The organism is Streptomyces sp. NPDC056527, from assembly GCF_042794475.1.
Taxonomy (GTDB): Bacteria; Actinomycetota; Actinomycetes; order Streptomycetales; family Streptomycetaceae; genus Streptomyces.
In genome coordinates, this window is sequence record NZ_JBHTTQ010000157.1 from 1 (window position 1) to 12,479 (window position 12,479).

Genomic DNA, 12,479 nt, shown 5'->3' on the forward strand with positions numbered 1-12,479 from the left:
GGGGGGCGGCCCCCACCGGCCCCCCCCCCGCGGTGCGTTGCGCGCGGCCCGGGCGCCACCGGACTATCGTCGGAGAGGTGAACGACGCCCCGCCCGTCAAGGAGCCCATCGTCTGCTCCCGCTGCGGCAAGACCGCCGAGGAGCTTCCGCTGACCTGGACCTGCTCGGTGGAGAACGGTGCCCGCCACTACCTCTGCGAGGAATGCGCCCGCGAGAACATCCGGTCCATCGAGGGCCGCCTCGATTCCTCCTGGTGGTGACGGCGGCCCCGGGGACCTCTCGCCGGCCCGCTCACTCGGCCGCGACGAAGCCCGGCAGCCACTCCTCCAGCTCGTCCCGCAGCCGCACCTCCGCGTTCAGCTGGCAGAGCACCCCGATGGTGCTCAACGTCACACGGTGTATCAGCAGATACGACGGCGGCAGATTCAACTGCTTGCCCAGCTGGTGCGCGGGCGAGCGGGGGTCGGCGATCCGGCCGGCCTGGGTCCGCACCCATCCCCGGGTGAACCCGAACACCTCGGCCTCGGCCGGCTCGATGATCGGCAGCAGGTACTCCAGCACCGCGTCCGGGTCGAGAGCGATGGACTCCTTGACGAAGCCCTCCTCGCGGAGCAGCTCGTAGACCGTCTCGGCGTCGCCCTCCAGGGTCAGCCGCAGACAGGTGCCGATCGTTTCCGGCAGCCCGCCCGGCAGCCGGTCCACGGTGCCGAAGTCCAGGACTCCGAGCCGCCAGCTCTCCGGACCCTCCTCGTCGTCGGCGCCCGGGAGCAGCCGGAAGTTGCCCGGGTGCGGATCGGCATGCAGCAGCCCCGTGCGGGCCGGGCCGGAGAAGAGGAAGCGCGCCAGCAGCTGGCCGGCCCGGTTCCGCTGCTCCTCGGTGCCGTCCGCGATCACCTCGGAGAGCGGGATCCCGTCGATCCACTCGGTCACCAGGATCTGCTCGCACTGGTGCACGACCTGCGGCACCACCACATCGGGATCGTCCGCGAACTCCTCGGCGTGCTCCCGCTGGGCCTGGGCCTCAAGCCCGTAGTCCAGCTCCTCCGAGACGCGGTCACGCAGTTCGTTGATCAGCGGCTTGATGTCCATGCCGGGGATCAGCGGACCCAGCAGCCGGGCGAACCGGCTCAGCTGCGTCAGATCCGACAGCAGCGCTTCACCCGCCCCCGGGTACTGCACCTTCACCGCGACCTCACGGCCGTCGTGCCACACCGCCCGGTGGACCTGGCCGATGGAGGCCGCCGCCGCGGGCTTGTCCTCGAACTCCAGGAACAGCTCGCGCCACTCCTCGCCGAGCCGCTCCTCGAGCACCCGGTGCACCGTCCGCGTCGGCATCGGGGGCGCCGCCTCCTGGAGTTTGGTGAGCGCCGCCCGGTAGGGGCCGGCCACCTCCTCCGGCAACGCCGACTCGAAGACGGACAGGGCCTGCCCGAACTTCATAGCCCCGCCCTTGAGTTCCCCGAGCACCTTGAACAACTGCTCGGCCGTGCGCTGTTGCAGCTCGCGGGCGACGATCTCGGCGGACTTGCCGCCGATCCGCTTGCCCAGGCCCCAGGTCGCCCGTCCCGCGAAGCCCAGTGGCAACGCGGCCAACCTGGCAGTCCGGGTGACCGCCTTCCGGGGAAGATCAGACATACGCCCCTCCAAAACCCAGATCGCCGTGCCGCACAGGGCGGTTACCCCGCCATTGTGTCGTGCGGGGTCGGGGCCCCCGCCTCATGCTCCCCCTCTCCGCGATGTGCGGCGCCGCACGAACACGCCGGGTGTGGCCGAATCCGCTCCCCCCGCCACTCCAGGAGCGGCAACGAGCACTCGAAGCGGGCCCCCGCGCCGGCGGGCAACTCGCCGTCCAGGAAGGCGAGGGCGTGGGCCGCGGCCAGCCCGGCGACGGCCGTCGCCAGACCCAGATCGCAGGCCGGCAGCGCGTGGGGTGAGCCCGAGCGCCACTGCGCCAGCATCCGGGGCCACACCGGCTCCCGGTCCGTGCGCGTCTCCTGCATGCACCCCGCGCATGCGGTGGCGCCCGGCAGCACCAGCGGTCCGACGACCCCCGTGGCCTCCAGAACCCCCGCGTAGAGATGGGGAGTGCCCGTGGCCATCCAGCTCTCGGCGGGGACAGGATCGGGGAGGTAGGCGGCGAGGCCGTCCCTGGGTGTCACCACCACGAGTGAGAGTCCTGGCTCGTGCCCGCTCTCACCCGGCTCGCGCCGCGCCGTCCGTGGTGCGCGACCGCCCGGGGCCGACCGCGCCACGAGTCTGCGCGCCGCCACCGACCGCCGCTCGCCGACCGCCTCGGCCGGCAGCCCGCCCGGCGACACCTCCCACGGCTCCACAGAGCCGGAGTCCAGCACCTCCACCCGGCCCACCCCGGACGCCGAGAGCAGGGCGGCGACCGCCGCGCCGACCCGCCCGGCGCCCCGGACCTGGACGCGCAGGGCGCGCCGCGCGGCCAGCCTCCGTAACGCCCCGTCCGGCTCCCGATGGATCACGGAGAGTGAGGCCAGATCGGCGCGGAGAGGATCGAGCGCGCCGTTCGCCCGCGCGGCCCCACCGGCCTTTCCGGGCCTGCCGGCCGAGCAGTCCGCGATCAGCCCCGCCTCCGCCAGCCGCCCGAGCAGCCGCTCGAGCACCCCGTCCGGCAGCCCCAGCGCACGCGCCTCGCCCCGCAGCCGGTCCATGCCACGGGTGCCGTCGAGCAGACCCAGCAGACTGCCGGTGGCCGTGTCGACCGGTCCCAGCACCACCGCGTGCGCGGGAGTGGCCCCGAACTGCACGCTCTGCAGATTCCGCCAGGCGCGCCGCAGCGCCGGTTTCAGCATCGGATGCATTTCCGCCCCCGTGATCTTGATCGGTCGTTCCTCTTCGCGCTCGGCCGTTCCCCCGGCCGTCATCAGATTGCCCGGGAGTCGAGACGGGCGCGGAAAGTTGTCCACAGGGGAGGGGTATTAATCATTCAAATGGTGCACCGTGTGACGGCATCACGGCCGAACCGTCCCGGAGGCGGGACTTCCCATGCTGACAGCGGGTAACGTCGGGGCCGTGCCCGCCGACCCACAGCGCAGCGTGACAAGCGAACCGCCCCGCGGCTCGGGGACGAGTGCGGTCGAGGTCCGCAGAAGCTCCCGGCGGAGGAGAACCGTCTCCGCCTACCGTGAGGGCGACCGGACCATCGTGCTCATCCCGGCCCGGATGTCCGAGGCGGAGGAGCAGCGCTGGGTGACGGTCATGCTGGACAAACTGGCGGCCCAGGAGAGCAAGCGGCTCCTCGGCGACAGCGAACTCACCGAGCGTGCCGAGCGGTTGTCGGAGCAGTACTTCGCCGGCCGCGCACGGCCGACGTCCGTGCGCTGGGTGACCAATCAGAACACCCGCTGGGGCTCCTGCACCCCCTCGGAAGGCAGCATCCGCCTGTCGCACCGACTCCAGGGGATGCCCGAGTACGTCGTCGACTACGTCCTCGTGCACGAGCTGGCCCACCTCCTCGTGCCGGGCCACGGCCCCCGGTTCTGGCGGCTCCTGGAGGCGTACCCGCGCACCGAACGGGCCCGCGGATACCTCGAAGGCGTGGTCGCGGCGGACCGGCTGCCGCAGCTGCCCGCCGCACGCGGGGAGTAGCACCCCGCTCGCCCCGCTCGTCAATCCTGTACCGAATGCGTACCAGCTTGGCTCAATGTCACGTACAGCCGTTAGCCTGGCGCGACGCATTCACATTCGGGATGGGGGACGGTCGTTACGCATGGCCAGGGAATTCCAACGCGGCCACAAGGCCAAGATCAGTGATCTGACACCGGGGACCGATCTGTACGTCGGAGTACAGATCTCCGCGCCCGGACTGACCTTCGACATCAGCTGTTTCGGCCTCGACGCCAACGAGCAGTTGTCGGACGACCGGTACTTCATCTTCTTCAACCAACCGAAGTCGCCGGAGGAGTCCATTCAGCTGCTCGGCACGCAGTCGGGCGACACCGAGTCCTTCCGTGTCACGCTGGACCGCATTCCGGCGAACATCCACAAGCTGTCGTTCACCGCGACCATCGACGGTGCCGGCCAGATGTCGCAGATCGGTCCCGGCTACATCCGGATCGTGGCGGGCGGTGAAGAGGTCGTCCGCTACCCGTTCACGGGCGCCGAGTTCTCCACCGAGCGCGCCGTCATGCTCGGCGACTTCTACCTCAAGGACGTCTGGCGGTTCGCGGCCATCGGGCAGGGCTTCGACGGTGGCCTCGACGCGCTGCTGAAGAACTTCGGCGGCGAGGTCGCCGAGGAACAGCCCGCCGCCCAGGCACCGCAGGGAGCCCCCGGGTTCGCCCCGCCTCCGCAGGGCGCCGCCGCGCCGGCGTTCGGGGCGCCCGCCGCTCCGGTGCCCGCTCCCGCGCCGCAAGCCCCGGTCCCGCCGGTGCACGCGGCCCCCACCATGGCCGCGCCCATGGCCCCGCCGGCCGCCCCCGCGCCCGCGCCGTCCCCGTACGGCCAGCCGCAGCAGCAGCCGATGCCGCAGCAGCCCCAGCAGCCCCAGTTCGGGCAGGTCCCGGGCCAGGCCCCGCCGTACGGTCAGCCCGCGTACGGTCAGCCCGCCCCGGCGCCGTACGGACAGCCTCAGTTCGGCCAGCAGCCTCCCGGTACGCCTCCGGGGATGCCCCCGGGCCAGATGGGCGTCCCGCAGGGAGTGCCCGCCACCGGCGCCGGGCTCGCCGCCGCGCTCCAGCCGTACAAGGAGACCGCGACCGGCGCCCGCTGGACCCCGCAGAACCAGCAGCTCATGCGGGTCGACCTGCAGATGGGCGGCGTCCCCGTCCTCGCCCGCCAGGGCAGCATGGTCATGTACCAGGGCAAGGTCGACTTCAGCCACAAGGGAGCCGGGTTCACCGGCCGGATCGTCGGCAACGCCACCGGTCAGGAGATGCAGCTGATGCGCTGCACCGGCCGAGGCCAGGTCTTCCTCGCCGAGGAAGGCGCCCACCTCCACCCGATCGAGCTCCAGGGCGACGGCATCTGCGTCTCCGCGGAGAACGTGCTCGCCTTCGACGAGTCCCTCCAGTACGAAGTACGGAGGGTCGAGGGGCACGGCATCCCCGGCGGCGCCCTGTTCACCATGCAGTTCCAGGGCACCGGCACGGTCGTCGTCAAGACGCACGGCACCCCGGTCGTCCTGCCCGTCACGCCGACCACCTTCGCCGACTGCAACGCCGTCGTCGCCTGGTCGTCCGCGTCGCAGGTGATCATCTCCAGCCAGGTCCGGCTACGCCGCAACGCGTACCCCGGACACAGCGGGGAGACGGTCAACCTCCAGTTCCGGGGCGCCCCCGGCAACTTCATCGTCGTCCAGCCGTACGAGGTCTGAGGGAGCCCGACACATGAACCAGCAACTCGCGGGCTTCGCCCCGACCCCGATGGCGGCCCGGATGGAGAACCACGGCCGCACGATGCTCAAGGTCGCCATGGCCTCCGGCCAGGACCTCTACGCACGCACCGGCTCGATGGTCGCCTACGAGGGCTTCGTCACCTACGAGCCCAACCCGCCCGCCGCCCGCCAGGTCGCCCAGCAGTGGGTCACCGGCGAGGGCGCGCCCATCATGAAGTGCTCGGGCGACGGCCTGCTCTACCTCGCCGACTACGGCGCGGACGTCGTCGTGATCAACCTCAACAACGACTCGCTGTCGGTCAACGGCACCAACCTGCTGGCCTTCGACGCCCACCTCCAGTGGGGCGTCGAGAAGGTCAAGGGCCTCGCCAAGTTCGCCGGACAGGGCCTGTTCAACGTCGAGATCGCGGGTACCGGCTGGGTCGCCCTGACCTCGCGCGGCACGCCGATCGTCGTCGACTGCGGCCGCGGCGAGGACGAGACGTACGTCGACCCCGACGCGCTCGTCGCCTGGTCGCCGGCGCTCAAGGTCAAGGGCAAGCGCAGCTTCAAGGCCTCCTCCCTGATCGGGCGGGGCAGCGGCGAGGCGTACCAGATGGCCTTCTCCGGCCAGGGCATCGTCGTCGTACAGCCGAGCGAGGACAGCACCGACCGCCTGCGGATCCGGGGCTGAGGGGGAGCGAGAACACACCATGCAGAGCCCGCTTTTCAACTACGCCGAGCAGCAGAGCCAGGAACGGTACGTCATCCAGAACCCGCAGCTGCTGCGGGTCGCCCTGAACGGCTCGGACGACATCCTCGCCCGCAAGGGCGCCATGGTCGCCTACCAGGGCCTGGTCGACTTCGACGGCGAGTACCAGACGCCCAGCCAGCGACGCGCCCAGGCCCGGACCGGTGAGGGCCTCGACCTCATGCGCTGCTCCGGCCAGGGGACGGTCTACTTCGCCAACCTCGCCCAGTACATCCACGTCGTGGAGGTCGAGCAGGAGGGCATGACCGTCGACAGCGCCTACGTCCTGGCGCTGGACTCGACCCTGCACACCGAGGTCATCGCCGTGGACAGCCAGTACGGCATCTCCGGCTCCGGCAAGTACCAGCTGAACATCTCCGGCCGCGGCAAGGTCGCCCTGATGACCTCCGGTCAGCCGCTGATGATGCACGTCACGCCGGACAAGTACGTCAACGTCGACGCGGACGCGATCGTCGCCTGGTCCACCGGGCTGCGGGTGCAGATGCAGGCGCAGACGCACAACTCCAGCATCCGTCGCCGCCGTGGCGACACGGGCGAGGGCTGGGAGCTCAGCTTCCTCGGACAGGGCTTCGCCCTCGTCCAGCCCAGCGAGGTCATGCCGCCGCAGAACGCGGCCATCGGCCAGGGCATCGCCGCCCAGTTCGGTGCGGGCCAGCACGGCTCGCACGCGCAGAACCAGAACAACGCCTGGAACTGACGTACCGGGCACCAGACACAGGTAAGGGGCGGCCTCCCATGGAGGCCGCCCCTTACTCATGGTCTAGAGGCGGGCGCGGGTGCCCTCCAGCAGCCGCACCACCGAGGTGTCGGCCACGGACGCCACCTCGTCGTACGCGAACCAGCGCAGGTCCAGCGACTCCTCGCTGATGGCCTCCACCGCACCGGCCGGGGCCAGCGCCGCGTACTGCACGTCCAGATGCCAGTGACACGGCGCCGGGATCGGGTGCCGGTCGAGCCGCACGGGGCCACCGGACAGCAGCGTGAGGCCGGGGATGCCGGACTCCTCCGTCGCCTCCCGCAGCGCCGCGTCCGCCAGCGTCGCGTCCCCCGGCTCGCAGTGGCCGCCCATCTGCAGCCACATGCCGAGCTTCTTGTGCAGCGTCAGGAGAACCCGCCCGCGCTTCGGGTCCACCACCAGCGCACTGGCCGTCAGATGCCCGGCCTCGCAGGCCTTCCACATCCCGTCCCCGTGCGCCGCGAGGTGGTCCAGATAGGTCTGGCGCAGCTCGTCCTGCGCTCCGTTCGACTCGTACGCCTTCAGTACGAGAACGGCGTCGTCGTGCAGGCTCACTTGGCGCCGTCGTCCTTGCCCTCGTCGTCGCCGTCACCGCGGGCCGCCTCGCCCAGCATCTTGTCGAGCTCCGAGAAGTCGAGATGCTCGCGGTGGACGAAGCCGTCCGGGTCGTCCAGATCGGACGCCGTCGGCAGCATGTCCGGGTGCTGCCACAGGTCGTCACGGCCGTCGACACCGCGCGCGTCCGTGAGAGAGGCCCACAGCCGGGAGGCGTCCCGCAGCCGGCGCGGACGCAGTTCGAGACCGATCAGCGTCGCGAAGGTCTGCTCGGCGGGACCGCCGCTCGCCCGGCGCCGGCGCAGCGTCTCGCGCAGCGCGTCCGCCGAGGTGAGCCGGGACTTCGCGGCCTCGTGGACCACCGCGTCCACCCAGCCCTCGACCAGCGCGAGCGCCGTCTCCAGACGGGCCAGAGCGGCCTTCTGCTCCGGCGTGTCCTCGGGCTGGAACATGCCCTGCTGCAGCGCCTCCTGAAGCTGCTCCGGGTGCGTCGGGTCGAGCTGACCCACAGCCTCCTCCAGCTTCGAGGTGTCGACCTTGATCCCACGGGCGTAGCCCTCGACAGCGCCGAACAGATGCGAGCGCAGCCACGGCACATGGGCGAAGAGCCGCTGGTGGGCGGCCTCGCGCAGGGCCAGGTACAGCCGCACCTCGTCCTTGGGGACACCCAGGTCCTTGCCGAAGGACTCGATGTTCAGCGGCAGCAGCGCCGCCTTGCCGGCCGGGCCCAGCGGCAGACCGACATCGGTCGAACCGACGACCTCGCCCGCGAGCGCGCCGACGGCCTGCCCGATCTGCTGACCGAACATCGCGCCGCCCATGGAGCGCATCATGCCGATCAGCGGGCCGGCCATGGCCTGCATCTCCTCGGGCAGCACATCACCCATCGCCGAGCCGACCCGCTCGGCCACCGGGTCCACCAGCTGCTGCCAGGCCGGCAGCGTCGCCTCGACCCACTCCGCGCGGCTCCACGCCACGGACGTGCTCGCCCCCGAGGGCAGCGAGGTCACACCGTCCAGCCACAGGTCGGCCAGGCGCACGGCCTCCTCGACCGCCGCCTTCTCCGCCGGACCCACACTGGCGTCCTTGGTGCCGTCGGGCGTGCCCTGCGCGACCACCTGGCGGGCGATCTGCTTGGCCATGTCCCAGTTCACGGGGCCGCCCTCGTACGAGAGCATCTGGCCGAGCTGCTGGAACGCCGCGCCCAGGTCGTTGGGGTTCAGCGAGCCGAACATCGCGGCGAACGGATTGTCCGCCCCACCGGGACCGCCCATGCCCGGCAGACCGCCGAAGCCGAACGGATTGGCCCCGAACGGGTTCCCACCGCCCTGACCACCGGACCCCTGGCCACCTCCGGCGGGGTCCTTCTTCTTGCCCTCGTCGCCGTTCTCCGGCTCCTCCGGCGGAAGGCCGAATCCGAATGGGGTGTCACTCACAGGTTTCCTCGGCTCGTAGGGCCGCCGGCTTCCTGCCGACGGCGACTGCCCGCTACACACCACCAGCGTAGACATCCGGGCCGGATATGGGCTCGGTGCTCCGCCGGGCCGTGGCCTGCGGCAGGATGGACGCCACCTGGTACGTACGCGTCATTCGTGTACGTACTGAAGACAACCGCTGGAGACGCCCGGTGAGTTCCCCAGATCCTCAGGTTCGCGCAGCGCGAAACATCTCGACCCGGCCCGCCGGGCGCGGCCCCGTGGTCGCGGTCACGGGCGCCGCCTCCGGAGTCGGCGACCTGCTGACCAGGCGCCTTGCCGCCTCGGAGGAGATCAAGCAGGTCATCGCCATCGACGAGCGCCGCGGCGAGGTCTCGGAGGCGCAGTGGCACATCCTCGACGTCCGCGACCCGGCGATCGCCGAGAAGCTGCGCGGCGCCGACGTCGTCGTGCACCTGGCCGTCGACCTCGACCTGGAGTCGGACGCCGCCGCCCGAACGGCCTACAACGTGCGCGGCGCCCAGACCGTCCTCACCGCCGCGGCGGCGGCGGGAGTCCACCGGGTGGTGCTCTGCACCTCCGCGATGGTCTACGGCGCGCTGCCCGACAACGACATCCCGCTCTCCGAGGACGCCGAGCTGCGGGCGACCGCGGAGGCGACCGGCGTCGGCGATCTGCTGGAGATCGAGCGGCTCGGCCGGCGCGCGCCGCGCGCTCACCCGGGGCTGCACGTCACCGTGGTCAGGCCCGCGGTCCTGGTCGGCGGTACGGACACGGCCCTGACCCGCTACTTCGAGTCGCCGCGGCTTCTCGTCGTCGCCGGATCCCGCCCCACCTGGCAGTTCTGCCACGTCGACGACCTGGTCAGCGCGCTGGAGTACGCGGCCCTGGAGAAGGTCGACGGCGAGTTGGCGGTCGGCTGCGACGGATGGCTGGAGCAGGAGGAGGTCGAGGAGCTCTCCGGGATCCGGCGCATGGAGCTCCCCTCCGCGGTCGCCCTCGGCGCGGCGGCCCGGCTGCACCGGATCGGGCTCACGCCCTCCCCGGCGGGGGACCTGGCGTACACCATGCACCCCTGGGTGGTCAGCGTAGGACGGCTGCACGATGCCGGCTGGCGGCCGCAGTGGACCAACGAGGAGGTGCTCGCCGCGCTCCTGGAGGAGGTCGAGGGCCGGCACACGGTCGCGGGCCGGCGACTCGGCCGCAAGGACGCGACGGCGGCGGGCGCGGCCGGTGCGACGGTGGCGCTGCTGGGCACGGCGGCGCTCGTGCGCCAGATGCGGAAGCGGCGCGGCATGTAGGACCCTCCTACGGAGGGTCCGTCCCACCGGTCGAAAGCGCTATTCCGGGATGTCCGTGCGGTACGGCACCATGGGCTCCATGGCACGCACCCATGACCATCCCGGCGAGCAGGTCGCAGCCGACCCGATCAAGCTGCTCGCGATCCGTGACACCCCGCTCTCCATCGACGAGGTCTTCCGGGCCGTCGGCGACGACGCGGCCGGGGGCACGACCCTCTTCGTGGGCACCGTGCGCAACCACGACGGCGGCGCGGACGTCGATGCGCTCGGGTACTCCAGCCACCCGTCCGCCGAGGCGGAGCTGCGCCGGGTCGCCGAGAAGGTCGTCGCCGACTACCCGGTCCGCGCGCTGGCCGCCGTCCACCGGGTGGGCGATCTGCAGGTGGGCGACCTCGCGGTCGTCGTCGCGGTCTCCTGCCCCCACCGCGGCGAGGCCTTCGAGGCCTGCCGCAAGCTGATCGACGACCTCAAGCACGAGGTCCCCATCTGGAAGCACCAGACCTTCTCCGACGGCACCGAGGAGTGGGTCGGCTCCTGCTGAGCGCGCGCCCCGGGTCTGGGGGTCCCCCCGGACGAAGTCTGGGGGAGGGTCGGCTCCTGCTGAGCGCGCGCCCCGGGTCTGGGGGTCCCCCCGGACGAAGTCTGGGGGAGGGTCGGCTCCTGCTGAGCGCCCGCCCCGGGTCTGGGGGTCCCCCCCCGGACGGAGTCCGGGGGAGGGGCGGCTCCTGCCGAGCGCGCGCCCCAGGTCAGTGCTCAGGATCCTTGGCAAGGCGCCGCGCCGACGTCGTGTAGTCGGACGCCCCGATTTGCGTAACCGCCCCCCTGGCAGCAGCGTTGATGCTGCAGATCGTTAATCTGCTGATCGGCCGGGTCCCGGCCGATTGCGGTCGCTCATTGGGGATGGGAGGTCGGGATGGCAGCGCTCGCCTGGTTGCTGATTCCGCTTTTCGCAGTCGTCGGCGCGGCGATATGGGGAAGCTGGGCCCAGAGGAACAAGACCATCGGGGACGTGGCCGAGCTCGCCGGCTACGCACGGTTCCGGGACGCGATGGAACGTTCCCATTCCGGTATCCCGGGCGCCGACCCTCAGATGACCGCGGCGACCACGCCGTCCCCCGTACCCAGTAGCCACGTCTCCGGCTGATCCGCCACCGCCGGCCGCCTCGTACGGACCCGCCCCACAGGTGCACTCACAGACCGGTCCCGTACTGTCGTTCCATGCCACGCCGCACCGCGACGATGCTCGCCTCCACCCTGGTCCTGATCACTCTGCTCTGTGTGGGCGTCCTGGTGCCGGTCCCGTACGCGGAGATGAGCCCCGGTCCGACGGTCAACACCCTCGGGGAGGCCCGTGGCGAGCCCGTCCTCCAGATCTCGGGTCACAAGACGTACCCCACGGACGGGCATCTCAACATGACGACGGTCCGCGTCACCAGTGCGGATTACCGCATGAACGTGGTCGAGGCCGTCTACGGCTGGCTCGCCCACGACAACGTCGTGGTCCCCAAGGAGACCCTCTACCCGGACGGCAAGACGGAGGAGGAGTCGAGCCAGGAGAACGCCGAGGAGTTCTCCCAGTCCCAGGAGAGCGCCAAGGTCGCCGCCCTCAACGAGTTGAAGATCCCGGTGACCACCAGGGTCGTCGTCGCCACCGTCGTGAAGGACAGCCCGGCCGAGGGCGAGCTGCACGCCGGGGACGTCATCAAGTCCGTCGACGGTGTCGCCGTGAAGGAGCCGGGCGACGTCGCCGCACAGGTCACCAAGCGCAAGCCGGGCGATCCTGTCGAGTTCACGATCGTCCCCGCCAAGGAGGCGGCCGCGGCCGAGAAGGCCGGCAAGGAGCCCACCGCCACCCAGAAGGTCACGATCACCACGGTGAAGTCCCAGGAGGGCGACCGGGCGATCGTCGGCATCCAGGCCGGCACCGACCACGTCTTCCCGTTCACCGTCGACATCAAGCTCGCCGACGTCGGCGGGCCCAGCGCCGGTCTGATGTTCGCGCTCGGCATCGTCGACAAGCTGACGCCCGAGAGCCTCACCGACGGCAAGTTCATCGCCGGTACCGGCACGATCGACGAGAAGGGCAAGGTCGGCCCGATCGGCGGTATCGAGATGAAGCTGGTCGGCGCGCGCAACGCGGGCGCCGAGTACTTCCTCACCCCGGCCGACAACTGCGAGGCGGCCGCCTCCGACATCCCCGACGGTCTCACCCTCATCAAGGTGGACACCATCGACGACGCGACGAAGTCGCTGGAGAAGCTCCGCAAGGGCGACACGAAGAGCCTGCCCAGCTGCTCCAAGAGCTAGACCGCCTCCCAGGACGCGCACGGAAAAGGGG

13 protein-coding genes are annotated in these 12,479 nt (G+C 71.3%); 9 read left to right on the top strand and 4 right to left on the bottom strand.

Annotation, left to right across the window (positions count from 1 at the left end):
* Positions 1-77 precede the first annotated feature (77 nt).
* Positions 78-260, top strand: coding sequence for a hypothetical protein (locus ACFQ7Q_RS35920; protein WP_383562753.1), 183 nt, complete (start codon positions 78-80; stop codon positions 258-260).
* 31 nt (positions 261-291) lie between these two features.
* On the opposite strand, the gene ACFQ7Q_RS35925 is transcribed toward ACFQ7Q_RS35920, so the two are convergent.
* Positions 292-1,635 carry an ABC1 kinase family protein gene (locus ACFQ7Q_RS35925; protein ID WP_383562756.1) on the bottom strand — a complete coding sequence of 448 codons (1,344 nt, stop codon included), beginning with the start codon at positions 1,633-1,635 and terminating at the stop codon, positions 292-294.
* A 41-nt stretch (positions 1,636-1,676) separates the two neighbouring features.
* Positions 1,677-2,828 carry a ThiF family adenylyltransferase gene (locus ACFQ7Q_RS35930; protein WP_383562759.1) on the bottom strand — a complete coding sequence of 384 codons (1,152 nt, stop codon included), beginning with the start codon at positions 2,826-2,828 and terminating at the stop codon, positions 1,677-1,679.
* Positions 2,829-3,012: 184 nt separating this feature from the next.
* Between ACFQ7Q_RS35930 and ACFQ7Q_RS35935 the strand changes: the two genes are divergently transcribed.
* The 4 genes from ACFQ7Q_RS35935 (at position 3,013) to ACFQ7Q_RS35950 (ending at position 6,810) form a co-directional block, all read left to right on the top strand.
* The gene (locus ACFQ7Q_RS35935) at positions 3,013-3,615 is read left to right on the top strand and encodes a M48 family metallopeptidase (RefSeq protein ID WP_383562762.1); all 603 of its coding nucleotides are present in this window, start codon (positions 3,013-3,015) and stop codon (positions 3,613-3,615) included.
* A 121-nt stretch (positions 3,616-3,736) separates the two neighbouring features.
* Positions 3,737-5,341, top strand: coding sequence for a TerD family protein (locus tag ACFQ7Q_RS35940; protein WP_383562765.1), 1,605 nt, complete (start codon positions 3,737-3,739; stop codon positions 5,339-5,341).
* A 13-nt stretch (positions 5,342-5,354) separates the two neighbouring features.
* Positions 5,355-6,035, top strand: coding sequence for an AIM24 family protein (locus tag ACFQ7Q_RS35945; RefSeq protein ID WP_329116257.1), 681 nt, complete (start codon positions 5,355-5,357; stop codon positions 6,033-6,035).
* A gap of 19 nt (positions 6,036-6,054) precedes the next feature.
* Positions 6,055-6,810, top strand: coding sequence for an AIM24 family protein (locus ACFQ7Q_RS35950; RefSeq protein ID WP_383562768.1), 756 nt, complete (start codon positions 6,055-6,057; stop codon positions 6,808-6,810).
* Positions 6,811-6,873: 63 nt separating this feature from the next.
* Here the strand turns inward: ACFQ7Q_RS35950 and ACFQ7Q_RS35955 are convergent, their stop codons facing one another.
* Together ACFQ7Q_RS35955 and ACFQ7Q_RS35960 are read right to left on the bottom strand one after the other, a co-directional pair.
* Entirely contained in the window at positions 6,874-7,404 is a 531-nt protein-coding gene (locus tag ACFQ7Q_RS35955) for an NUDIX hydrolase (RefSeq protein WP_383562771.1), read from the bottom strand.
* Positions 7,401-8,840 (bottom strand): zinc-dependent metalloprotease, encoded by a 1,440-nt coding sequence (locus ACFQ7Q_RS35960; RefSeq protein WP_383562774.1) that lies wholly within the window; start codon positions 8,838-8,840, stop codon positions 7,401-7,403. Before ACFQ7Q_RS35960 ends, ACFQ7Q_RS35955 begins: the two co-directional genes overlap by 4 nt.
* Before the next feature lie 191 nt (positions 8,841-9,031).
* Here ACFQ7Q_RS35960 and ACFQ7Q_RS35965 point away from each other — a divergent pair, with 191 nt between their 5' ends.
* From ACFQ7Q_RS35965 to ACFQ7Q_RS35980, 4 genes are all read left to right on the top strand, one after another.
* Positions 9,032-10,141, top strand: coding sequence for an SDR family oxidoreductase (locus ACFQ7Q_RS35965; protein WP_383562777.1), 1,110 nt, complete (start codon positions 9,032-9,034; stop codon positions 10,139-10,141).
* A 79-nt stretch (positions 10,142-10,220) separates the two neighbouring features.
* Complete coding sequence (locus ACFQ7Q_RS35970) at positions 10,221-10,682, top strand: molybdenum cofactor biosynthesis protein MoaE (RefSeq protein WP_383562780.1); 462 nt, start codon at positions 10,221-10,223, stop codon at positions 10,680-10,682.
* A 372-nt stretch (positions 10,683-11,054) separates the two neighbouring features.
* Positions 11,055-11,285: a hypothetical protein gene (locus ACFQ7Q_RS35975; RefSeq protein WP_383562786.1), complete on the top strand. Its 231-nt coding sequence runs from the start codon at positions 11,055-11,057 to the stop codon at positions 11,283-11,285.
* A gap of 74 nt (positions 11,286-11,359) precedes the next feature.
* Complete coding sequence (locus ACFQ7Q_RS35980; protein WP_383562783.1) at positions 11,360-12,448, top strand: PDZ domain-containing protein; 1,089 nt, start codon at positions 11,360-11,362, stop codon at positions 12,446-12,448.
* The last annotated feature ends 31 nt before the right edge of the window (positions 12,449-12,479 follow it).